The sequence below is a fragment of the Alphaproteobacteria bacterium PA2 genome (assembly GCA_002256425.1).
Classification (GTDB): domain Bacteria; phylum Pseudomonadota; class Alphaproteobacteria; order Caulobacterales; family Caulobacteraceae; genus Phenylobacterium.
This window is the reverse complement of the sequence record NKIZ01000001.1, coordinates 2,958,150-2,980,465: the sequence shown is the minus strand read 5'-3', so window position 1 is coordinate 2,980,465 and position 22,316 is coordinate 2,958,150. Positions and strand designations below refer to the sequence as shown.

Sequence of the window (22,316 nt, the reverse complement as noted above, 5' to 3'; positions counted from 1 at the left end):
CTAGGCCGGGACCTTGACCGTGCCGGCGGCGATCTGTTCCCAGTGCCCCTTGGACACCGACAGGGCCGGGTGGGAGACCAGCAGGTGCCAGACCACGGCGGCCAGACCCTCGACGATGGGCGTGATCAGCTGGTCATCGACGGTGGGGACGATGACGCAGGCGTCGGCCGCCTGGGCGGTGAAGCCGCCATTGCGCCCGACAATGCCGGTGACTGTGGCCCCCCGTTCCTTGGCCAGTTCGATGGCCCTTACGATGTTGGCGCTGACCGGCGGGTTCACGCTGCCGCCGCCCACCGAGAAGATCAGCAGGCCGTCTTCGGCGCGCAGCCGGCTGGACTGCAGCCAGGTGGAGAAGGTGCCTTCCCAGCCCTCGTCATTGATGCGGGCGGTCAGCTCGGAGACATTGTCCGTCGGGCAATAGGCTTCGAAGCCGCAGATCTTGCGGAAGTCGTTGGTGGCGTGGCTGGCATGGCCGGCGCTGCCGCCGACCCCGATCAGGAACAGTCGGCCGCCCTGATCGCGGACCTTCCGGAGGGCCAGGGCGGTGGCTTCCACCGAAGCGCGGTCAATGGCGGCCATGGCGCGGGCGGCGACGTCGAAGAATTGATCAGTAAACACGGTGGGGGGTTCCGTCAGTTCAGGCGCACAGGCGCGGGGTGGGGGTGATGACAGTCAGGGTCTGGCTGAGGCTTTCCACCACATGGTCGGCGCCAGACGCGGCGCCGGAATTGTAGGGGCGGTTCAGCAGGATGGTGCGGCAACCGGCGGCCTGGCCGCAGGTGATGTCCCGGTCCTGATCGCCGACCATCCAGGACTGGGACAGATCGATACCGTGGCGGAGGGCCAGGTCAAGGATCAGGCCTGGCCGGGGCTTGCGGCAGTGGCAGTTGTCGGCGTTGTCGTGCTGGCAGGCGGAGATCCCGTCCACCGGCAGGGCGGTGGCCAGGCGGGCATGGATGGCGTCGAGGCTGGCCTGGCTCATCAGCCCGCGGCGGATATCGGGCTGGTTGGTCACCACAAACAGGGAGAAGCCCTGGGCCTTGAGCGCCATCAGGGTTGAAAGGGCGTCGGCGACGATCTGCAGCTCATCAGGGCTGCGCGGCGAGGCGGGTTTGCCGTCCCGTTCGATGATGGCGTTCAGGACGCCGTCGCGGTCGAGGAAAACAGCCCGGGTCATGCCAGCACCAGTCGGCCGTCCGCCAGCAGGGTCTGGCCTGCGGCATGGCTTTCGGGGGTGTCGAGGCCAAGGCAGACCCCGGCGTCATCCATGACATGGGCCATGAGCTTGCGGCCCCTGGCCAGCATAGCCGGGAAGACATCGCGGCCAAAGTCCACGGCCTGGCCTGAGGCGATCAGGTCCAGAAGGCCAGGTTCGATGCGATAAACCCCGGCATTGACCAGGCTGGAGAGTTTTGCGGCCTCAGGGCCTTCCACAAACCGGGTGATGGCGCCGTCATCGGCGATCTGGACCCGGCCGCCGGCTATGCCGGTGTTCATGTGGCGGTCGCGGTCATAGACGACGACCGTGGCCTCGGCGCCAGATCGGCCGTGGGTGCGGGTCAGGCCCTCCAGATCGAACCGGACGACATTGTCGCCATAGACCACCAGCATGGGCCCGGTGACGGCATGGGCGATGTTCTTCATGGCGCCGGCTGTGCCCAGCAGTTCCGGCTCGTAGACATAGTGGATCTTCAGGCCAAAGGCTGATCCGTCGCCGATCCGGGTGCGGATCAGGTCGGCGCCATAGTGCAGGTTGATCCAGGCGTCCCTGATCCCGGCGGCGGCCAGCCAGGTCAGGTTATGCGCCAGAATGGGCGCATCCCCGAAAGGCATGAGCGGTTTGGGAAGGTCGCCCGCAACATCGCGGATGCGACTTCCCAGACCTGCCGCCAGAACAAGGGCCCGGGTCATGCCTGCGCCTAGAGCTGGTAGCCGGCGGCGCGGGCGTCGGTGTCGAACATGGCGACGGTTTCCGCCGACAGGTCCGCCAGATCCTTGCCTGCCATGTCCAGCTTCTTCAGCAGGTCAGGGGTGGCGGTGATGATGTGGCAGCCGCACTCCTGGGCCTGATAGACGTTCAGGACTTCGCGGATCGAAGCCCAGAGGACTTCGGCATGGGGACGACGGGCGGCCATGGCGACGGCGGCGCGCATGATCGGCATGGGATCCAGGCCAGTGTCGGCGATGCGACCGGCGAAGATCGAAATCACCGCCGGGGTTTCGGGGGCCAGGGCTTCGACCGTGCCAGCAACCTGTTCCAAAGTGAGAATGGCGGTCACATTGACCTTCACGCCCATGGCCGAGAGTTCGGCGATCAGGGGAAGGCTGGATTCCCGCCTGGTGTTGGTGATGGGGATCTTCACATAGACATTCGGACCCCAGGAGGCGAGCAGCAGGGCCTGGCGGCGCATTTCCGGGAAATCGTCGGCAATGACCTCAAACGAGATGGGCATGTCCGGAATCACGGCCAGAAGCTCGCGGCCAAAGGCGGCATAGTCCGAAACGCCGGCCCTGCGCATCAGGCTGGGATTGGTGGTGAAGCCGGTGACAACGCCTTCCTGGTGGAGGCGGGCGAAGTCCGACAGGGTGGCGCCATCGCCGTACAGTTTGACATCCGCAGAGGCGCGGATCTCGGTGGCGTCGTTCGCAACGTTCAATGAGTGTAGCATTTTGACCCTCAAGACCTCCGTTCGAGGAAGATTGAGGGGAGGATTTCAAAGAGTGTGCCAGTACCGCAGGGTTCAGGTTAACGCGGTGCGGATTCAGCTCGCGGCGGAGGCGGTGGGCTCGGAAATATAGCCGACGGGGCGGGTCCAGGTCAGCTTGCCCAATCCCTGGGCCATCATCAGGCGCCCTTTCAGGCGGGTTTCGGATCCGAACTCAAGGGTGACCAGGGCAAGCAGGAATCCTGCCACGACCTGGGCCAGACCCTTGGCGATCAGGATGGCCCGCACCCGTGACGGCTTCGGGGTTACATCCAGATAGATGGCCACATAGTGCTGGGCCTCGCGGCGGGCGCGCACCAGACGATAGGCGACCTTTGTGCGGTGTCCGGCCACCGTCTCGGTGACAAAGGCCCTGGACGCCCAGACAATCCTGCGTCCCGACCTGTGCAGGCGGATGAACAGCTCTGCGTCCTCGCCCCCTGCGTCGCCGAATTCCAGCCGCATAGGCGGCTCGCCTGCCGGAAAGCAACGCGCCATGTTGAAGGCCGAATTGCCGGTGCCAAGGCCATAGCGCGGCTTGCCGTCCGGCCAGGTCAGATCAACCACGGCCTGATCCTTCAGGCCCAGGTCGCGAATGAAGTCGGCCCCGTCGGGATCGTAGGCCGGAGGGCGTCCGCCTGCGAAACTGGCCAGGCGCGGCCCTACCACGATGTCGGCCTCGGTGGCTTCGGCGGCGCCGATCAGCTCGTCCAGCCAGTCATGGTCAGCGATTTCGTCGTCATCAATGATGGCGACCCACCGCCCTTTGGCTTCTGCAAAGCCGCGATTGCGCAGGGCCGACATGTTGCGGACGGGGTCGGCCACATAGCGGATGGCGAAGGGCGAGCTGACGTCCATCTGTTCGACCACCGGCATGCCGTTCCGGGAGGGATGGTTGTCGACGACAACGATTTCCAGGGTCTGGCCCAGGCGGTTGGACTGGCCCAGGCAGGACTTCAGGGTCTCGGCCAGCTGTACCGGCCGGTTATAGGTGGCGATGACGATGGAAACGTCGACCGAACTCACGCAGCATGCTCGTCGATGAAGCCGATGGGCGCCCGGTAGCTGAGCTTTCCCAGGCCCTTGGCCATGCCGATACGCTGGGTATAGCGGGTGCGGCTGAGGAATTCGAAACTGGCGAGGAAGAGGCCGGCATGGACGCAGAACTGGGCCAGGCCCAGGCCCATCACCTTGAGCCGGGTCATCTGCGGCGTGTCGCTGGTATTGATCCGCGAGGCCGCATAGTGCTGCGAGCCCCGTTTCATGCGGGTGACCATGTATTCCGGCTTGGTGCGGTCGGTCTCGATGAACTCGCGGACTATGGCGGCGGGACACCAGACGAAGCGCTTGCCTTCCAGGGCCAGGCGGAAGAGCAGCTGGGTGTCCTCACCATTGGCGTCGCCAAAGGCCACGCTGAAGGGTTCGGCTGAATTGAAACAGGTGGCCACCCGGAAGGCCGCATTGCCACTGCCCAGCCCCTTGCCCTTGCGCCGGAAGCGCCCGAACATTTCGATGGGCGCGTCAGCCGGAAGCCGGAAGTCCAGGGTGTAGAGCCAGGCTTCACGATCCCAGTCCGGCGCCTTGCCGGACTCAAACAGTGGCAGTTTCGGGCCGAAGGCAGCGTCGGCCCCGGTGCGCTCGAGGCACTCGAACAACTCATCCAGCCAGCGGGCATCGGGCGCCTCATCATCATCGATGAAGGCCACATAGGTTCCCCGGGAGGCGGCGATCCCCTTGTTACGGACAATGGAAATGTTGCGACGGTCGTCGGCCAGATAGGTGATGGGCGCGCCCGATGCGGCCAGGCTGTTGACCATATCCTCGGCTAGCTCGTCCGGATGATTGTCCACCACGATGAATTCATAGGACCGGCCTGGCGCCATGACCTGCTTCAGCCCCTCGGTGAGGGTGCGCTTCAGCAGGTGGACCCGGTCATAGCTGAGGACAACGACGCTGATGTCGGGCCGGGTCATACGCCGGTCCCCTGAACCACCACCAAGGCGGTCCGCGCCAGGATCCTGATGTCCAGCCAGAGCGACCAGGTGGCGATGTATTCCAGGTCCAGCTCGACCCAGCGGTCATAGTCGCTGATCCTGTGGCGGCCCTGGACCTGCCACAGACAGGTAATGCCCGGCTTGACCGCCAGCTTCTGTTTCTGGAAGTCCGTGAACTGGGCGTATTCATGTTCCCGCGGGGCCCGGGGCCCGACCAGGCTGATATCGCCCTTGAGCACGTTCCAGAGCTGGGGCAGCTCATCAATGCTGTAGCGCCGCAGTATGCGGCCCACGGGGGTCACCCGGGGGTCATTGGTGATCTTGAAAGCCGGGCCGGTCATCTCGTTCCGCGACCGCAGTTCGGCCTCCATGGAGTCGGCGTTCGGAATCATGGTGCGGAACTTCCAGCCGCGGAAGGGCCGGCCTTCGTGGCCGATCCAGTCGCAGGTATGGAAGACGGAGCCGGGGGAGGTCAGCCTGACCATCAGGGCGACGATCAGAAGCATGGGGGACAGGGCGACCAGCAGGAAGGCCGACACGCAGATGTCCATGACCCGCTTGACCGCGAGTTCGAAGGCGACATTTCGCCCTCCGGCGAGAACGGGGCGTAAACTGATGGTGTGGCTCATGGTGAATCGCACGACTGATAGTTCTGGACGCAGACTTATATGGGCAACCCGTTGACAACCGGTTCCGACCAGAAGACCGAGTTTGGCGAGGTGCGTTTCGCCGGCCTGCGGTTCACGCCGCTGAGCGTGGAAGAAACTGTGAGCGCCCTGATAGGGCGTCCCGCCGATGCGCCCTTCACGCCCTTCGTCACCCCCAATGCCGAACATGCCTTCCTTCGTCGCCGGGATTCCCTGTTCCGGGCCTGTGGCGACACCTGCTGGATCAGCACCAATGACAGCCGCATTCTGGGCCGGGCAGCCCGGCTGGCGGGCCTGGACCTGAAATTCGCACCGGGCGCCTATGTGGTGGACCACATGTTCAGGAACGGCGTGGCGACAGATGACCCCATCAGCATCATAGGCTGCACGCCGGAAATCGTCGCCGATCTGGTCCGGCAGTTCTCCCTGACCAATGTGGTCCAGCACATTCCGCCCATGGGCTTCATCAACGATCCGGTGGCCGTTGCGGAAGCCGTGGAATTCGTGGCGACCCATCCCGCGAGGTTTGTCTTTGTGGCCATGGGTCCGCCCCAGTCGGAGAAGTTCTGCCAGCATATCATCGCCGATGGCCGTTCGGTCGGCGTCGGCCTCTGCATAGGCTCGTCCATCAGCGTGGTGACCGGGCGGCTGGATGCGGCGCCCGACTGGATGGAGCATTCTGGCCTTGTCTGGCTCTATCGGCTGGTGCGGGAGCCCAGGCGACTGTGGCGCCGGTATCTGGTGCGCGGCCTGGTGGGCCTGGGTCTTGGCCTGCGTGATGTGGCGGCCATCCGACTGGGGCTCAGATCGCCAAGCGGGTCTGAACTCCCCAATGGCTGATCACCGGGTCGACATTCTGGCGGACTGGCGCGCCAGCCAGGAAGAACGGCGGGCGGAGGTTTCTGAATTCGCCGACTTCTGGCTGGGACTTCTCGGCTCGGGAATTCTGACCATCATGCTGCTCTTCATGATGATCGGGGTGGCGCCCTATGAGCACGAGGCGGTCATAGATCCGGCGACCGGAATTGCGCCGGTCTCGCCCTGGTTCCGTCTGGTCTGGCTGGCCCTGTTCGGGCTGGCGGCGCCGATCTTCTGGTTTCGTCGCGGGGTCATTCTCGAAGCCCTGCGCCGGGTCTGGCCCCTGGTGGCCATGCTGGTCTGGTTTGCGATCACCACGCGGTGGGCCCTGGACCCTGCGGTTTCATCAAAGCGGCTCCTGCTCCTGGTCATCCAGGTTCTGATCTGTCTGGCCCTGGCCCTGTCCATACGCCGGGCGGACAGGATATTGGCCGTCATGGCGACCGCCTGCGCCATCATGGTGGCCATAGACTTCTTCTCGTGGATCCTGGCCCCGGCCAAAAGCATGACCGAGATCGGACTTGCGGCGATCCATACCCACAAGAACACCCTGGGCAGCGTGATGATGTATTGCTGCATTGTCTGCGCCGCCTATCTCCAGGGTCGCAAATCCTTCCTCGGTCGGGCCTTCTGGAGTCTGGTCGTTCTGGCCGGCTTCGCACTGCTGATCGCTTCGAAATCCAAGACCAGCCTGGGCATTCTCGTTGCGGCCGGCCTGGCTGCGCCGGTCCTGATCTGGCTCCTCAGACTTCGGGCAAGCCTGATCTGGGCCGCGATATGCACAGGGCTCGCTGTCCTCGCTGTCCTTTTTCTGGGCTGGCTGGGATGGAACGCCATGAACGGCGATGAGCCCTTCTCGGCTTTGTCGAAAATCACCTTCACCCAGAGAACCGACGTCTGGCGGTTTGTTCTGGGGGTCTGGGCGGAAACGCCGTGGAAGGGGGTCGGCTTCGGCTCCCTCTGGGATGTGGACCCTTCAGTCCAGCCCAGCCTTCAGACCGACGAATGGTTCGCCCAGCCCGACGCCTTCACCAACGAGTCCCACAACGGCTATATCGACATCCTCGCCACAACCGGAATCATCGGCCTTGTCGGCGCCCTGCTCATGCTGGCCCGGTGGATATGGCGCGCCCTGTCCATGCTCAGACTGTCCATGATGTCTGGCCGAAGCGAGGATCAGGTCGCCTATCCCTATGGGGTCTTTCTCGCGCTTTTTCCGCTGTTGTTCACACTCCATAACTTCCTGGAGAGCAGCTATTTCACCGCCAATGCGACCTACGGCATCCTGATCCTGCTGGTGGGCCTGGACATCGACCTGCGCTGGCCAGACCGCAATCGACCGGGCGGCTTCAACGCCCCTGATTTTGCGCCGACCGTATCGCGGTGACCAGCAGACCGCCCATGATCAGGACTTCGACCAGCTGACCGATCGAGGTGCCGATAATGGCGCCGCCGGGTCCGATCATGCGCATGCCGATCAGAATTCCGGCCGCCGACACGACCGAGGCCACGGCGTTGGCGATGGCCAGGGCGCGATAGTCCTGCAGGACCTGAAGCGGCGTATTGATCACCACCTGCACCAGGCTTAGGGCCGCAGAGACGCCCCAGAGCATGACCATCCAGCGGTCCTCCAGATACTTTCCCTTGAAGGCCAGTTGCGACAGCCAGGGCCAGGTCAGGTCAATCGCCCCAGACCAGATCGCTGAGGCGATCAGGCCGCCGATCAGCGCCGTCACGACCATCCAGGAGAAAGCCCGCCACTGCCTGCTCTCCTTGCGGCGGATCAGGTCTACCCGCGCCACCTGCGACCAGGATGTCGCCAGGAGAGGGATAGGCCGCAGCAGCAGCTGGGTGGCCGACAGGGAGGCCAGGGCGCTGGCCCCGAAGGCGCCTGCCACCGCAAAGGCGTAGAATCGGGTGAGGAGCTCGGAGGAGGTCACACCCAGAAACAGCCAGCCCGTCGGCTTCAGAAAACCGTGAAAGCCTGACAGGACCGATGGCGAAAAGCTCAGGCCCTGACGCCGGACGGCCAGAACTCCGGCCACCAGTCCTACGGCGCCATAGGACAGGCCCAGCAGGCCCAGTATATGGTCTGCGGTCAGGGACCCGGTGGTCATGGAGCCCACGACCAGCAGCAGGACTGCGCTCACCAGAACAGCCAGGGTCTGGGCCAGGGCTTCGTTGGGCCTACCCCGGGAAAAGCTCAGAAACCTGAAATACTGCTGCATGAGAAAGGCCGGGACGAAGAGCGCAGCCATGGGTGCGCCGAGCTCCTGGCCCGCGCCCTTGAGGAACAGGGTCGCACCCAGGACTCCACAGGCGGTGAGGATCAGGAAGATCCCGGTGACCCCGTGCATGATCCGCTCGGTCGGCAGCCTGTCCTCGTGCAGGTCATCCCCTGGCGGCAGCACGCTGAGATGGGTGACGGTCAGGGCGTTCTGCAGGCTCACGAAAACAAAGCCGACATTGGCCCAGAAGGCGAAGGTCCCGTACTGGTCAGGCGTCGCCACGCGCAGCAGGAGCAGGTTGACCCCGAGATTGAGGATCGACCAGAGGGCCTGCTCGATCGCCGCCGTCAGATACCGGGTCACAGGGCTGCGCGACCTTTCAGAATGTTGCGATCGTGTTGTCGCGGTAGCCCAGGACGCGTCCAAGGGGCAAGAGGCCCGTAATGTACTGGTCGACGAAAAGATCGACTTCAGCGATCGAGCTGCGCGGCACGAAGATCAGATCGCCGGGCAGGATGGTGAAGGGACCAATGCCCTGACCCTTGGAGAGATAGGCCTTGAGGTCGATCTGCTTGACGAGGATCTGGCCGTTCGGGCGCTGACGAATGATGGCGACGCGACCAAGGCGGGCCGAAGTGGCCAGGCCCCCCGCCATCATCACGGCCTGGGCCGGGGTCAGCTGACCCCGGATGGGATAGACGCCAGGGGTCCGCACTTCGCCGCCCACATAGACCTGGGATGATCCATAGGCAGTGATCAGCACCTGGACGTCGGGGCGTCGGAGGATCTGGGCATAGGCTCGCGACAGGACGCCATTGGCCTCCTCGACCGTCATGTCCGCCACCCGCACCCCACTGATCAGGGGAAAGACGCCTCGGCCATCGGGACCCACCAGCACGCCCGTATTGAGATCCGGATTGAGCAGGAACCGCAGGGACAGTTCGTCACCGGCGCTGATCCGGTAGCGATAGTCGCTGTCCGACCAGTCTGCATAGCGGCCGCCGGAATAGCGCGGGGGCTCGGAATAGGCCGCGACCTGCGGGGGCGGGGCGGCGGCCTGGTTGGGGAGGGCCTGGTTCGCGCCATAGCCCTGTGGCACCCAGGCCGGATTGTAGGCCGGCGGGCGGTAACCCTCGGTCTCTGCCGGCCTGCCATAGTCGCTCCGGGTCTGCTGGGGCTGATAGGGGGCCGCCGACGGCGCATAGGACGGCGGCGCGTAGCCTTCAGGCGCATAGGCTTGCGGCGCATAAACCGGGCTTGCCTGGGCCAGGGCCGTCGGGCTTGAGGCGGTCACTGCAAGTCCAGCCGCCAGGGCTGCAAGCACTGAAAGACCTGTCCTTGATCGCTTCAACATGACCGGTTCCCGAGATGTTTCCCGCGCGGCGCGCAGTCCAATCCCTACGGGTTTCTCAGTTTATGGTTATCAAAGGGTTGGCGAAGGCGGGCTCGGCAGCTTTTTGTTAACCGCAAATCTTTACCAATTGGGAGGAACCAAAGCCCCGGCGTGCGTCGCCGCAACCCCTGTCGCCCAGCGTCTTGATGAATTCCGCGGTCCTCGATCAGACATCGTACGCCGCACCGCCCTCCAAGCGCAGGATTCGGACGCCCTTCACCCTGCGCGAGCTGATCACTCCGGTATTCTATTACAAGCGACAGGCCATACTGGCCTTCCTGCTGCCCTTCCTGCTGGCCTGGGTCGCCATCTTCTTTGCCCAGACCGTCTATGTGGCCCAGTCCCGTCTGCTGATCCTGCTGGGCGGTGACTATGTGTTCAAGTCGTCCGCGACGGAGACGGCGACGGCGCAATCCTTTGACCGGTCCCAGATCGTCCTGGCCGAAATGGAAATCCTGAAATCAAGGGATGTTCGGACAGAGGCCCTGAAGACCATTGGCCTTTCGCGGGTCTACCCCAATTTTGCAGGCATGCCCGATGGCCTGGGCAAGGGTGTGGACCAGCTGGAAAAAGACCTCACCATCACGAACATTCCCACCTCCAACGTGGTGGAGATGAAGCTCAAGGCCCGGGACCGCAAGGTGTCCGCCGACCTTCTGAACAAGCTGGTCGAGGTCTATCTGGTCCGTCGCAGCGAAGTCTTCAAACGGGCGGACCCAACGACGGTCAGCGTCCAGCGTGATGTGCTCAGCCAGAGGCTGAACCAGATCGAGGCCCAGATCACCGACTTCTCCACCCGGTACGGCTTTGGCGACTATACCCAGGAATTCAACGCGGTTCAGACCCAGCAGGCGCTCCTGCAGGGCCAGTTGCAGTCCCTGGACCAGCAGATCGCCACCCGCGCCGGGCGGGCGTCCCAGCTTTCGATCCTGCGCCGGACAACCCCGCAGGAGATCCAGGTCTCGACGGACCGCTCGCGTTCCACGGTGATGGAAGGTCTCATGCAGAACCTCATCGCCCTGCAGGCCCAGAGGCGGGAAGCGGCGGAAAAATTCCGGGAAGGCTATCCGCTGCTCACCGAACTCGATGCGCGGATCGCCGCCGTCCAGGCTGAAATGCGTCGGGTTCCGGCCCAGCAGGTTTCCGTGGAGCGCAGGGGGCTGAACCCTGTTCACCAGCAGATCGACACGGAACTGGCTGACTCCTCAGGGGATGTCGCTGGCCTGCGCAGTGGTCGGTCCGCCCTGACCCAGTCCCTGGATCAGGTGACGAACCGGCTGGAGGAACTTGTGCGGATCGGCCCGGAATATCGGGAGCTCATGCGCGCCCGCACCGTGGTCGAAGGCGCCCTGCAGGACCTCGACCGGACCGTCGAGGATGGCGGCATCGCCAACTCCACCGCCCGCTCCCGCGCAAATGTCCGGGTGATCCAGGCCGCGGAGCCGCCGATCCGCGGCAAGACCGGCCGGACCCTCATGCTGCTGGCGGGAATTGTCGCCGGCATGGCCGCCGCCTTCGCCACCGTGGTCCTGGCGTCGGCCCTCTCCGAGGTCATGGTCACCCCCAGGGATCTCGAGGACAAGGTGGGGGTTCCAGTCCTGCTGTCGGTCGCCCTTGATGACGAAGGCTCGCCGCGCCGGTCCGGCAGACTGACGCCTTCCCGCCTCAGCCAGGATGAAGGGCGCCTGCTGCTACGGGTGATGTCGACCCTCCAGAGATCCGGCGGCGGGGTCATGCAGCTGATCTCCGCCCATGAAGGGGAGGGGGTTTCCAACCTTACCCGGGACCTGGCGGCGATCGCCGTTTCAGGCGGCATGCGCAAGGTCCTGCTGCTGGACATTGAACCGCCTGATGGGCGCGGGGCGGCGTCCATGTTCGCCGCACAGGGTCATGACCTCAATCCCGTGTCTTCCGAACGCCGCACCTTCCAGGTCGGCGATACGACACTTTTCGTCTCCGCGCCGATCGGGGCCGGCGGCCTGAAGGTGGAGGAAGCCAAGTGGAGTACGATCATCAAGGCGGCCCGTTCCAGCTTTGACCTGATCCTCATCGACTCTCCCGCATTTGAGCGTTCGTCTGCGGGTATTGAAGTTGCGGCCCTGGCGGATGCGACCCTTGTGGTGGTCGAGGCCGAAGTCACCCGCGCGGCGGTGGCGCGGCGTCTGGTGGATCAGGTAGAGGACGCCGGCGGCCAGGTGATCGGCGCTGTTCTGAACAAGCGGTCCTTCTACATTCCCCGGTGGCTTTACCGGTCGCTCTGACCGCCCCCTGGCGGCTATCGGGTTCCCCCGACGGGGGAGAGTCCTTGAGCCCGGCAGGATCGACACCTATCGCCTCTGACGAACGGAGGACCAGCCCATGTTCCCGCCCCATCTGACCCGACGGGCCGCCCTGATTGGCGGCCTAGGACTCCTGGCTGGCCCTGCCTGCACCCAGGGCGCGCCCGTCACCGAGGTTGACCCGATACTGACGGACGTGGCCGGCCAGAAGGGGATCCTGTTTGGCGCGGCCATAGAGCCTCAATCCATTGAGGGAGACGCAGACTTCGCAGCCCTGGTCGCCCGCCAGTGCGCCATTCTGACCCCCGAAAACGCCATGAAGTGGGACGCCCTGCGCCCAGCTGAGGACCGCTTTGACTTCGGCGCCTCTGACCGGGTGGCCGCCATCGCCCGGACAAACGGCGTGCCCATGCATGGCCACTGCCTGGTCTGGCACGACGCCATGCCCGACTGGCTGGCCCCGGCACTGAGGGCAGGGCGGGGCGAGGGCCTGCTGCTGGACCACATCCGGACGGTGGTGGGACGCTATGCCGGGGTCGTCAGATCTTGGGACGTGGTCAATGAAGGTATTGAGCGCAATGACGGTCGCCCTGACGGCCTGCGGATTTCGCCCTGGTACAAGGCCCTTGGGCCAGCCTATTTCGACATTGCCTTCGGCGCCGCGCATGATTCCGACCCCAGGGCCCTGCTGGCCTTTTCCGACTATGGCCTGGAATATGACGACGAGCGCTGGATGGTCGAGAAGCGCGGAACCACCCTGGCCTTCCTGAAAACCCTGCTTTCCAGGAGTGTTCCGGTCCAGGCCCTGGCCCTGCAAGGCCATCTCTGGGGAGACCGGCCTCCTGCCTTCGGCCAGGGGCTGCGGGATTTCCTGGCGGCGGTCAGCGACCTTGGCCTGAAGATCCTGATCACCGAACTGGATGTCAGCGATCAGAATATTCCGGGGCCAGCGTCTGTCCGCGATCAGGTGGTGGCCGAAAACTATGCCCGCTTCCTTGAAGCGGTTCTGGCCAATCCCGCCGTCGAGATGGTGGTGACCTGGGGACTGTCCGACCGATACACTTCGAAGTCGGTCTTCTTCCCCCGCGCCGATGGCGATCCGGTCCGGCCCTTGCCGTATGACTCTGACCTTCAGCCCAAGGCGAGCGCCTTCGCTCTGGCGAAGTCTTTCGGGGTCTAGCCCAGGTCGAGGAAGGCCTTGAGGTCCTTCAGCACGATTGCGCGATTGGCGGCCTTGGCGAGACCGTGGTCCAGGTCATCAATCACCAGCATGGACATGCCGGGCTGACGGGTGAACCGCCCCGCCCGGGGCCCGAAATAGGATTCAAGCTCGTCCAGGGATGAGTCCTCCAGACCCATGACCAGCCGCAGGGCTCCGCCCCGTCCGGAGATGGCCGCGACGCCCTGGCGCAGAGGGGCGCTGGCCTTGCTGTTCAGCCGGGCCTTTACCTTGGTCAGCAGACGGCCCCAGAGGGTGCGGAGCACAGCCGGGACGTCGATGTCCCCTTTGATCAGACGTTTCCAGGTTTCCGGATTGCGGACGCCGGCGACATAGCTGACCGTCGCCTTGCCCTGATCGCGGAACTGCGGGTCCAGGCTGTCGCCCTTCTGCCAGACCAGCCGGGAGCTGACGCAATAGGCCCTGTCCAGGGTTTCAAGCGCGCTCGTGGCGCGGATGGCGTGGAAAGAGCCGGAGCAGACGCCGAGAACGGCGATTTTCGTGCATCCCTGACCTCGCAGGAAGGCTTCAGCCCGGGCGAATTCAGGATTGCGATCGGCCAGATACATGTGGCCCTCGCCCTCGGCATCGCTGTCACCCATGCTGAGGAAGTCGAACCTCAGACTGGTCACGCCTTCCAATGCCAGGGTGCGTGCGGTCGAGACCGCAAACCGTCCGATCCCCGCCCGGGGTTCGCAACTGGTATTGCAGATGATGAGACCCAGGCCAGAGGGAGCAACGGGGCGGGTGACCAGGCCGTTGGATCCGCCGCCCAGGTCGACCGGATCTTCCACATAGCCCGGGCCTGACATCCGGCAGGGCTGCAGGTCCGGTTGCGGGGCCGATAGCTGGTTTCCGGGATAGGTCTGCTCCGCCCAGGCCAGGATGATCTCGAAGACTTCCGAAGGCGCCTTGTTGCTGTGGCTGTCATCCAGCAGGTCTTCATAACCGGGGAAGTCGTGAACCTGGGTGTCAACCCCAAGGTCGGTGAGGCGCTTGCCCACACTGGCCGCCTGGGCGTTCTGGGCGAAGACCAGGGCGTGGGCCGCTGTTGTGGTCAGGCTTGCGAGATCCACGGTCTGCAGGCTGCGGACGGCTGCCCCGCTGAGACGCAGGCCTTCTGACTCCAGCCCATCATCCCCCTCTGCGCCCGAGGTTCCGCTCATGGCGGCGGCCAGCTTGAGCTCCCGCAGCCAGGTCTTGCCCGAGGCGACTGGCGCCAGGAGAAGAAGCCCTTCTGATGCAATGTCTGCGGCCAGGCGGCCGCCCATCCGAAGACCGGCCATGACGACCTGATCGACCCCGGTCTGGCCCTTCAGGAAATCCCTGGCCGCTTCAGCGCCGTGGCGCCAATGGCTCCAGGCCTCGGCGTCCTCGTCGAGGTCTGCAGAATCTCCGATCCCGAGAGGGTCTATCCTCAGGACGGGAAACCCCAGGGCCGAGAGGGACTGGGCCAGGCTCCGAAGGGGACGGTGCACGCAACGTCCGTCCCGGCCCGGAGGCGCGCAGAATACGAAGCCGGCCCGCCGTCGAGGCGCCGAGCTGGAGAGGTGCAGCCACCCGAACTGTCCGGCGATCTCTACAGGGCGCACGGAAGGCAGGTGGCCAACCGGAGCCAATGTGGAATCGGTTTGCATACTGGTCGCGCTGGTCGGTTCAGACAGAGCCCAGCCCGATTTGCGGGCGCTGGGCCATCAGCAATCTGGCCGCGCCATCCCGCATGCGTGAATTGGCGATCATCAGCGGGGCGGAGGTGAGATCCCTCACATGCCGAGCCACACTGAATTCCCCCGAACGGGCATAACCGACAAACCCACAGACCGTCATCGCCTCCCGGGCGACATGCAGGCAGGCCTCGGAAACCGAGGTCTTCAGGCCGTTGTCAAAAGCTGCGCCGGCAAAGTTTGGCGCGGCGTTGGAGTCCCATTCAAAGCCCGCAATGGCTGTTCGCAGGCGGGCCTCGGCCATCTGCAGGACCTCGACGGCTTCGGCCAGGATCAGGGCGCCCTGGGGCAGTTCGGTTTCCCCGGGTTTGCGACGGGCGCGCAGGAAATTCCAGGCACGGTTGACGGCGTCGCCAGCGATCCCGGTCCAGACTGCGCTCCACAGGATGTGGGAGACCGGAGTCATGGTGGCGGCGGCGATCTCTGCGAAGGGGGCCGGCACGATCTGGCTGATCGATCCGCGGCCGGTTACGACAAAGGCCTCGGTTCCGGTGCCGCGCATGCCCATGGCGTCCCAGACGCTGGTGCGTTCCAGGGCGAGCCCCGAGCGATCAATCACCACCATCACCTGATCGACCTTCTGGGCGGCCGGATGAGCCCGGGCCGTCAGCAGCAGGGCGTCGGCCGCAGCGCCGTAGGACACAGCCGTTCCACGCTTTGTGACCGAGAACTCATCGCCGTCCCGCTCCAGGGCGCAGCTGCTGGTGCGGATGCTGCCACCGACGCCTTCTTCCGAAGTGACGGAGGCCAGCAGCAACTGGTCCCTTTGCAGATGACGCAGGAAGTCCGCATGCCATCCATTGGCCGCGGAGTGGCGAACCAGGCTGGCCACCTGGATGTGGTGCATGGCCAGGATCATGGCTGAGCTGGCGCAGGCAGCGCCCAGGGCCTGGCAATGAAGCGCTGCGTCGGCCAGGCTCCCGCCCGCCCCGCCATAGACGCCCGGCACGAGGAAGCTGAGCAGTCCGTGGGCCTTCAGAGCCTCAAAGGTTTCAGACGGAAACCGCCCCTCCGCGTCGACCGCCTCGGCAGTCGCCCGGGCGATCTCGAGAACCTCGGCTGGGAATTGTGTCCCGACACTGGTCACTTCGAGTGTCCCAATTTCAGACTTGGTGCGCATTTTGGCGCCTCCTGGCAAGAATAACCTAGCCGGATGCAAGAGGTGTGCCCATACCCCTTCAGGACATGGCCGCCAAAGCTCTCCAGGTCGGCTCAAGGGCGATCAGGTCCTGATCGCTGGAGCCTTCGATTTCCCGTCGGCCTTCAATGGCCAGACCGGCCAGATCCCCACGACGCCAGCGAAGCCGGACTTCATAGACCACGCCGCCCCTGATCTGCAGGACCAGGAAACGCGGGGAAAGGGGATAGATCTCCGGGACCATCAGCTTGGCGCCGGACTTGGACAGGTCGACAATCTGCGCGTCGGCCCACATGGCGCGGGTCGGCCCGTAGAAGACGCGGGCGCGCTGGTTCACGGTCTCCCGTGGGTCTGCGCGACGGTCGTGTTGGCTCAGCGGATTGTTCACGGCGCCATGATATCACCGGGCCTGCCAACACTCTATGAACGCAAGTGTCGCAGGGGCGTCCTAGCGTGATCTTCCCCTGGCGCTGACCGGCCAGATGTCCTTCAGCGTGTCGCCCTCAAGCAGATGATAGCTGTCAAACCTGTCGACGGTGGGGTCGCAGTGGGGAATGGTCAGCCTGACCGGAGCGCCCAGGGGCAGTTCGTTCTCAATGCATTCCGCAACGAGCGCGCCGTGCTCATCGCCCATGAAGGCGTAGCGGGCATTGACCCCCGTCGGGCGGGGCGGGTCGCCTTCAGTGGCGAAGGCCTTCAGACCGGCGTCCACCGTCACCAGCCCCTTGCTGTTGGCGCTGACCACACTGGCGTCAACAAAGAGGGAGGACTGGAAACGCGGGGCCTCGGCGCCCTCGCCGGTCAGGTCGCAGGCGCGATACTGATCGTCCATGAACACATAGGACCCGGCCTGCAGCTCGGTGAAGACGCCCAGCTCCAGGTCGATCTGATGGGTTCCCGTGCCTGACCCGGTAATGATCGGCGGCGATAGACCGGCGCCTTCCAGGGCCCTGATCACGCTTTGCAGATAGGCGGTGCGGGTTTCCATGGCGGTCCGGCGCTCGGCATAGCCGAGGATATGCTGCTCTCGGCCGCAGTAGAACTGGATCCCGCCGTAGACCAGGTGATCGGCCTGGGAGATGGCTCTGGCGGCGGCGACGGCCTCGTCTGGCGAAGCGACGCCGGTTCGATGCAGGCCAGGGTCAATATCGACCAGAACCGTCAAGGGCGCTGACGCCGCGGCGTTCAGGGCGGCGATGTTCAAGAGGTTGTCGACCACCACCGACAGGTCCGGGCTCTGCGCCTGCAGGGCGACCAGTCTGGAGATGGCTTGAGGCGTGACCACAGGAGAGGTGATGTGCAGGCCGGTAATCCCGCCTGCGGCCAGGGCCTCGGCTTCGCCCAGCTTGGCGCAGCAGAGTCCGACGGCTCCGGCGGCGATCTGGAGCCGGGCGATGTCGACGCTCTTGTGGGTCTTTGCGTGGGGCCGGAGGTCGACGCCATGCCGTTTCACCAGGGCCGCCATGGTCGCAATATTGGCTTCAAGGGCAGCCAGCTCGACCACCAGAACCGGCGTGTTCAGGTCCCGCCTCGAGCCCTGGCGGCCGATCAGATGGCCGTGGAGACGTTGGTCGTCGCTGGGCATCATGGGGGACTCCGGCGCAGGGCGGCTCGCAATTGGCGGCGCGCACGACTATATGACCGCGCTTCGCCCGCAAATCCATGGGTCCCCCAATGTCCGCCCCCTTCGCCGATGTCACCGACGACCATGTCGCTCCCTTCCAGATCGAAGGTGAGCCTGTACGCGGCCGCATCACGCGCCTCGGTCCCGCCATCGACAAGATCCTGGCGGCCCATGACTATCCCGAAGCCGTCGCCAACCTGCTGGGCGAAACCTGCGCGCTGGCGGCTCTCGTCGGGTCCAACCTCAAGTTCGAAGGCCGGATGATCGTCCAGGCCCAGGGCGACGGGCCGGTGCGCTATGTGGTCTGCGACTATGACACCTCGGGCCATATCCGCGGCTATTGCCGCTATGACGAGGCCGCCGTCGCCGAGGCCGGCAAGGGCTTCATCCGCCCTGGCGCCAAGACCCTGCTGGGGCAGGGGGTCTTCATCATGACCGTCGACCAGGGCCCGGACATGGACCGCTATCAGGGGGTGACCGCCATCGAGGGCGAGACCCTGGCCCTATGCGCCGAGCAGTATTTCGCCCAGTCGGAACAGACCCCTACCCGGGTTCGCCTGGCTGTGGGGCAGGTGGTCAATGCGCAGGGGACCCATTGGCGGGCCGGCGGCATGCTGATCCAGAACATCGCCGAGGACGACGCCCGGGGCTCCACAGCCGAGGCCTGGACACGCACCCAGGCCTTCTTCGAGACCATTGGCGAGGACGAGCTGATCGACCCGACCCTGACTTCGGAGGGTCTGCTTTTCCGCCTGTTCCACGAGGACGGTGTCCGGGTATTCGAGCCCAAGGTCCTGAAGGCGGTCTGCAGATGTTCAGAGGACCGGATTATCAGCGTCCTCTCGTCCTTCGCCCCTGAGGAGCAGGCGGACATGCTCGAAGACGACGGCATGATCCGGGTGACCTGCGAGTATTGCGCCTCGGTCTACGCCCTGACGCCGGAGCAACTGATCGCCGCCGCAGAGACTTGACGCGAACCTGTCATTGACCTCGGTTACGGTCCCTGAGCCCGCCCGGAGTCAAAGCTTGAACATACTGCTCATCACCCTCGACCAGTTCCGCGGGGATTGTCTGTCCTGCGCCGGTCATCCGGTGGTCAGGACGCCAAACCTTGACCGGCTCGCCGCCGAGGGCGTGCGTTTCGCCCGGCATTACAGCCAGGCCGCCCCCTGCAGTCCGGGCCGGGCCAGCCTCTATACCGGCATGTACCAGATGAACCATCGGGTGGTGGCCAATGGCACGCCCCTGGACGCCGGCTTCGACAACCTGGCCCTGGCCGCCCGCCGCGCCGGTTATGCCCCCACCCTGTTCGGCTATACCGATCAGAGCGTCGATCCCCGCGAGACCGACGGCCCGGATGACCCGCGACTGCTGTCCTATGAAGGCGTCCTGCCGGGGTTTTCAGTCGGCCTTGAGCTGAAGCCGGACGACGCCCAGTGCTGGTATGACTGGCTCGCAGGCCTCGGCCACGAGGTGGTTCCCGACTGGGACGCCATGCTGGAGTCCGAACCCCAACGTCCGGCCGAGCACAGCATGTCGGCCTTCCTGACCGAGCGGCTCCTGGGCTGGATGGAGACGCAGGAAAAACCCTGGTTCGCCCATATCAGCCAGACCCGTCCCCACCCGCCCTATGCGGCGGCGGGAGACTTCTCGAAGCTCTATGATGATGCAGACCTGCCAACCCCCATTGCTGCGGGACCGGCGCTGCACAAGCTCCATGAGCGTCTGCTCGGGGTCCCGGGCTATGCGGCGCCCGCCGACATGGACCACATCCAGCGCCAGTATTTCGGCATGGTCAGCGAGGCCGACCACCAGCTGGGCCGGATCTGGGCGGCGCTGGAAGCATCGGGCCAGTGGGAAGACACCCTGATCATTGTCACCGCCGACCATGGCGAGCAGCTGGGCGATCACGGCCTGATCCAGAAGGCCGCCTGGTTCGAAGAGAGCTATCACATCCTCTGCGTTGTCCGTGATCCCCGGGGGTCGAAGGGCCTGACCGTCGAGGCCTTCACCGAGAATGTCGACATCTTCCCGACCATCTGCGAAGCCGTCGGAGTTCCGGTGCCCGCCCAGTGCGACGGGGCGCCGCTGACCCATTTCCTGCGCAATGAAATTCCGCCCTGGTGGCGGGACGCCGCCCACTGGGAATATGACTGGCGGCAGGCACAGATCCCGGCCAGCCCCGATCCCTGGCCCTGGGACCGGCGCCTCGAGACCCGCAATCTGGTGGTCCAGCGCCGGGCTGATGTCGCCTATGTGCACTTTGGCGATGGCGCTTCCCTGTGCTTCGACCTCGCAGCCGATCCCACCTGGCGCACCCTGGTGACGGATCCGGCGGTGATACTCGAGCAGGCCCAGGCCCTCCTGACCTGGCGCGCCCAGACAACTGACCGCACCCTGACCGGCATGCTCGTTCAGAACGGCGGCGTCGGTCGGTGGCCCGCCATGCCCGCAAACTGGGGAGAGACCGCCCGTGTCACAGCCTGAACCCTTCGCCAATGTCGCGTCGCTTGAGGCCTTTCTGGAATTGATGGGGCGGACCCCGTCTTCGGAAGCCGAAGGTCTGACGGAGCTGGACCACGGCCTGCAGTGCGCAGCGGAACTCCGGGGTCTGGCGCCAGATGACCTTGAGCTCCAGGTGGCTGGCCTGCTCCATGATGTCGGGCATACGGTCTCGCATATCCGGGACCATGGGGTGGCCGGGGCGAGCCTGGTCCGTGACCTGATGGGCGACCGCATTGCTGAGCTTGTGGCCCTGCACATCCCGGCCAAACGCTATCTGGTCACCACAGACCCGACCTATCGGGCCCGCCTCTCGCCAGAGAGCATCCGCACCCTGGCCCTGCAGGGCGGCGACATGTCGGATGTCGAAGTCGCCGCCTTCGACGCCGAGCCCCATGGCAAGGCAGGCCTGGACCTGCGTCGCGCTGACGAGGCTGCAAAGGTGGTGGGAGCCGATGTGCCTGACCTGGACTACTGGCGGCCCGCCCTCCGGCAGTTCGCCAGGGCCTAGGCAGCCTTTGCGAAGGGCTGGCGCTTCCACTGGACCAGGGAGCGCCACAGCCATTCAAAAGGCCCGTACTGGAATTTCTCCAGCCAGGGCTTGCTCCAGATCAGGATGAAGGCCCAGACGGCGAAGACCACGCCCAGCTGCTGGAACCGCGACAGGTGGCCATAGAGGCCCAGCCCATAGCCGCAGAAGACCGTGCTCGTGATGATCGAGGTCAACAGATAGTTGCTGAAGGCCATGCGGCCGGCCGCGGCCAGACGCTCGGTCAGGGCTTTCAGGGCGCCGGCTCGGATGATCAGCAGGAGGACGCTGGCATGGGCCAGGGCAATGATTGGCCGGGTCGGGGCCTGCCAGACCTCCAGGGCGTGGAGGCGCAGGGGCTCGAAATCGCCCTTCCAGATCAGCCAGGTCAGGATCGCCGTCACCGGAACCGCCAGGCCATAGCCCACGGCGATCAGGGTTCCATAGGCCCGGCTTGACCAGCCCAGGGTGAAGAAGCCGGTCTGGAACAGGCCCATGCCGATGAACATCTGGCCGATGGCTTCGGGAATTTCGTCGGTCGGCATGATGGTGGTCTGCAACAGGGACGCCACCTGGGTCCTTGCCTGAAGGGCCTGGAAGAAGTCGCCCCGGAACAGGGCCAGCTCCTGCTGGCCCATCTCGGCCGGCGGATTGATCAGGAAGGACGCCTCCTGCCAGGCGCTCAGGGCGGCAGGGCTGGCGCCCGGCGCAGCGGCGGCGGCTTTCATGGCCTCCAGGGCTGCGGTCTCGAACAGGTGATAGCCCAGCAGAGCGGTCAGGACCGCCACGCCGATGGCGATCTGCACCCGGGGCTTCAGCTTGCGGAAGGGGAAGATGAACACGCCGGCCAGGGCGTAGGTCACCAGAATGTCGCCGTACCAGAGGAAATAGGCGTGCAGCATGCCAATAACGAACATCCAGAACAGGCGGCGATAGTGGGTCTGGGCCGGTCCCAGGCCGGTTCCAACCGCGGCCCGGCTGGCGATCAGAACCGTGCTGGCCCCGAACAGCATGGTGAAAAGGGCCCGCATCTTGCCGTCAGTCAGGACGTTGTTGATCGCCCAGGTCCACAGGTCGGCCCCCTCATGGCCGCCGGCATAGGTCGGGTTGATATAGGCGAAGGTCGGCAGGCCCATGCCGACAATGTTCATCAGCAGAATGCCCAGGATAGCGACCCCGCGCACGGCGTCGATCGAGATATGGCGGTCCCCCGCTGCACCTGTGGTCATTCCGCTTCCCCCGCTTCCTGTTGGAGGCAGGATGCGCGGGCAGGCGGGGGAGTCAACTACCTCAACCGGTCACCCCGGCGGAGGCCGGGGTCCAGTTCGTAGGGTGGCGAGTCTGTCGATCATCCGAAGAGCAACCTCTCCGGACATGTCGCGCCCTATGAACTGGATACCGGCCTTCGCCGGTATGACCGGGAGGTTGGAGGTTCGCCCGCGCCATTCCCCTTCCACCGCTCACCCCGGCGGAGGC

At 65.2% G+C, this 22,316-nt stretch carries 21 protein-coding genes; 7 read left to right on the top strand and 14 right to left on the bottom strand.

Annotated elements, in window-relative coordinates; genetic code table 11:
• The 7 genes from CFE28_14295 to CFE28_14265 form a co-directional block, all read right to left on the bottom strand.
• Window positions 1-618: a sugar isomerase gene (locus CFE28_14295; protein ID OYU71055.1), complete on the bottom strand. Its 618-nt coding sequence runs from the start codon at window positions 616-618 to the stop codon at window positions 1-3.
• A gap of 19 nt (window positions 619-637) precedes the next feature.
• Window positions 638-1,177, bottom strand: coding sequence for a D,D-heptose 1,7-bisphosphate phosphatase (locus tag CFE28_14290; GenBank protein ID OYU71054.1), 540 nt, complete (start codon window positions 1,175-1,177; stop codon window positions 638-640).
• Window positions 1,174-1,911, bottom strand: a complete 738-nt coding sequence (locus CFE28_14285; GenBank protein OYU71053.1) for a nucleotidyl transferase — start codon at window positions 1,909-1,911, stop codon at window positions 1,174-1,176. The genes CFE28_14290 and CFE28_14285 overlap by 4 nt, the downstream gene beginning before the upstream one ends.
• A gap of 8 nt (window positions 1,912-1,919) precedes the next feature.
• Window positions 1,920-2,669 (bottom strand): transaldolase, encoded by a 750-nt coding sequence (locus tag CFE28_14280; protein OYU71052.1) that lies wholly within the window; start codon window positions 2,667-2,669, stop codon window positions 1,920-1,922.
• A gap of 93 nt (window positions 2,670-2,762) precedes the next feature.
• Window positions 2,763-4,043, bottom strand: coding sequence for a hypothetical protein (locus CFE28_14275; GenBank protein OYU71730.1), 1,281 nt, complete (start codon window positions 4,041-4,043; stop codon window positions 2,763-2,765).
• Window positions 3,728-4,678, bottom strand: coding sequence for a hypothetical protein (locus tag CFE28_14270; protein ID OYU71051.1), 951 nt, complete (start codon window positions 4,676-4,678; stop codon window positions 3,728-3,730). The genes CFE28_14275 and CFE28_14270 overlap by 316 nt, the downstream gene beginning before the upstream one ends.
• Window positions 4,675-5,328, bottom strand: a complete 654-nt coding sequence (locus CFE28_14265; protein OYU71050.1) for a UDP-phosphate galactose phosphotransferase — start codon at window positions 5,326-5,328, stop codon at window positions 4,675-4,677. Before CFE28_14265 ends, CFE28_14270 begins: the two co-directional genes overlap by 4 nt.
• Window positions 5,329-5,367: 39 nt before the next feature.
• Here CFE28_14265 and CFE28_14260 point away from each other — a divergent pair, with 39 nt between their 5' ends.
• On the top strand, window positions 5,368-6,186 hold the full coding sequence (locus tag CFE28_14260; GenBank protein OYU71049.1) for a glycosyltransferase: 819 nt from the start codon (window positions 5,368-5,370) through the stop codon (window positions 6,184-6,186).
• Window positions 5,999-7,591: a hypothetical protein gene (locus tag CFE28_14255; GenBank protein ID OYU71048.1), complete on the top strand. Its 1,593-nt coding sequence runs from the start codon at window positions 5,999-6,001 to the stop codon at window positions 7,589-7,591. Before CFE28_14260 ends, CFE28_14255 begins: the two co-directional genes overlap by 188 nt.
• Here CFE28_14255 and CFE28_14250 read toward each other — a convergent pair.
• Window positions 7,554-8,795 (bottom strand): hypothetical protein, encoded by a 1,242-nt coding sequence (locus CFE28_14250; GenBank protein OYU71047.1) that lies wholly within the window; start codon window positions 8,793-8,795, stop codon window positions 7,554-7,556. The two genes, CFE28_14255 and CFE28_14250, sit on opposite strands and share 38 nt — an antisense overlap.
• A 16-nt stretch (window positions 8,796-8,811) precedes the next feature.
• Window positions 8,812-9,786, bottom strand: a complete 975-nt coding sequence (locus tag CFE28_14245; protein OYU71046.1) for a hypothetical protein — start codon at window positions 9,784-9,786, stop codon at window positions 8,812-8,814.
• A 185-nt stretch (window positions 9,787-9,971) separates the two neighbouring features.
• Between CFE28_14245 and CFE28_14240 the strand changes: the two genes are divergently transcribed.
• Complete coding sequence (locus CFE28_14240; GenBank protein OYU71045.1) at window positions 9,972-12,086, top strand: hypothetical protein; 2,115 nt, start codon at window positions 9,972-9,974, stop codon at window positions 12,084-12,086.
• A gap of 97 nt (window positions 12,087-12,183) precedes the next feature.
• Window positions 12,184-13,284, top strand: coding sequence for a glycosyl hydrolase family 10 (locus CFE28_14235; protein OYU71044.1), 1,101 nt, complete (start codon window positions 12,184-12,186; stop codon window positions 13,282-13,284).
• On the opposite strand, the gene CFE28_14230 is transcribed toward CFE28_14235, so the two are convergent.
• From CFE28_14230 to CFE28_14215, 4 genes are all read right to left on the bottom strand, one after another.
• Window positions 13,281-14,801, bottom strand: coding sequence for a hypothetical protein (locus CFE28_14230; GenBank protein OYU71043.1), 1,521 nt, complete (start codon window positions 14,799-14,801; stop codon window positions 13,281-13,283). The two genes, CFE28_14235 and CFE28_14230, sit on opposite strands and share 4 nt — an antisense overlap.
• Before the next feature lie 178 nt (window positions 14,802-14,979).
• Entirely contained in the window at window positions 14,980-16,167 is a 1,188-nt protein-coding gene (locus CFE28_14225; protein OYU71042.1) for an acyl-CoA dehydrogenase, read from the bottom strand.
• Between the two features lie 58 nt (window positions 16,168-16,225).
• Window positions 16,226-16,522, bottom strand: coding sequence for a hypothetical protein (locus CFE28_14220; GenBank protein OYU71041.1), 297 nt, complete (start codon window positions 16,520-16,522; stop codon window positions 16,226-16,228).
• 111 nt (window positions 16,523-16,633) lie between these two features.
• Window positions 16,634-17,770: a threonine aldolase gene (locus tag CFE28_14215; GenBank protein OYU71729.1), complete on the bottom strand. Its 1,137-nt coding sequence runs from the start codon at window positions 17,768-17,770 to the stop codon at window positions 16,634-16,636.
• A gap of 89 nt (window positions 17,771-17,859) precedes the next feature.
• Here CFE28_14215 and CFE28_14210 point away from each other — a divergent pair, with 89 nt between their 5' ends.
• The 3 genes from CFE28_14210 to CFE28_14200 are packed head-to-tail and all read left to right on the top strand — an operon-like array spanning window position 17,860 to window position 20,822.
• On the top strand, window positions 17,860-18,780 hold the full coding sequence (locus tag CFE28_14210) for an Hsp33 family molecular chaperone (GenBank protein OYU71040.1): 921 nt from the start codon (window positions 17,860-17,862) through the stop codon (window positions 18,778-18,780).
• Window positions 18,781-18,793: 13 nt separating this feature from the next.
• Window positions 18,794-20,296 (top strand): phosphonate monoester hydrolase, encoded by a 1,503-nt coding sequence (locus tag CFE28_14205; protein ID OYU71039.1) that lies wholly within the window; start codon window positions 18,794-18,796, stop codon window positions 20,294-20,296.
• A complete protein-coding gene (locus CFE28_14200) occupies window positions 20,283-20,822 on the top strand; it encodes a metal-dependent phosphohydrolase (GenBank protein ID OYU71038.1) in 540 nt (179 codons plus the stop codon). Before CFE28_14205 ends, CFE28_14200 begins: the two co-directional genes overlap by 14 nt.
• On the opposite strand, the gene CFE28_14195 is transcribed toward CFE28_14200, so the two are convergent.
• On the bottom strand, window positions 20,819-22,069 hold the full coding sequence (locus CFE28_14195; GenBank protein ID OYU71037.1) for a hypothetical protein: 1,251 nt from the start codon (window positions 22,067-22,069) through the stop codon (window positions 20,819-20,821). The two genes, CFE28_14200 and CFE28_14195, sit on opposite strands and share 4 nt — an antisense overlap.
• Window positions 22,070-22,316: the final 247 nt, after the last annotated feature.

Coding starts and splice junctions, on each gene's coding strand:
- CFE28_14290 (OYU71054.1), bottom strand. CDS start 1,177: ATGACCCGGGCTGTTTTCCTCGACCGCGACGGCGTCCTGAACGCCATC.
- CFE28_14285 (OYU71053.1), bottom strand. CDS start 1,911: ATGACCCGGGCCCTTGTTCTGGCGGCAGGTCTGGGAAGTCGCATCCGC.
- CFE28_14280 (OYU71052.1), bottom strand. CDS start 2,669: ATGCTACACTCATTGAACGTTGCGAACGACGCCACCGAGATCCGCGCC.
- CFE28_14270 (OYU71051.1), bottom strand. CDS start 4,678: ATGACCCGGCCCGACATCAGCGTCGTTGTCCTCAGCTATGACCGGGTC.
- CFE28_14265 (OYU71050.1), bottom strand. CDS start 5,328: ATGAGCCACACCATCAGTTTACGCCCCGTTCTCGCCGGAGGGCGAAAT.
- CFE28_14260 (OYU71049.1), top strand. CDS start 5,368: ATGGGCAACCCGTTGACAACCGGTTCCGACCAGAAGACCGAGTTTGGC.
- CFE28_14255 (OYU71048.1), top strand. CDS start 5,999: ATGCGGCGCCCGACTGGATGGAGCATTCTGGCCTTGTCTGGCTCTATC.
- CFE28_14245 (OYU71046.1), bottom strand. CDS start 9,786: ATGTTGAAGCGATCAAGGACAGGTCTTTCAGTGCTTGCAGCCCTGGCG.
- CFE28_14240 (OYU71045.1), top strand. CDS start 9,972: ATGAATTCCGCGGTCCTCGATCAGACATCGTACGCCGCACCGCCCTCC.
- CFE28_14235 (OYU71044.1), top strand. CDS start 12,184: ATGTTCCCGCCCCATCTGACCCGACGGGCCGCCCTGATTGGCGGCCTA.
- CFE28_14225 (OYU71042.1), bottom strand. CDS start 16,167: ATGCGCACCAAGTCTGAAATTGGGACACTCGAAGTGACCAGTGTCGGG.
- CFE28_14215 (OYU71729.1), bottom strand. CDS start 17,770: ATGCCCAGCGACGACCAACGTCTCCACGGCCATCTGATCGGCCGCCAG.
- CFE28_14210 (OYU71040.1), top strand. CDS start 17,860: ATGTCCGCCCCCTTCGCCGATGTCACCGACGACCATGTCGCTCCCTTC.
- CFE28_14195 (OYU71037.1), bottom strand. CDS start 22,069: ATGACCACAGGTGCAGCGGGGGACCGCCATATCTCGATCGACGCCGTG.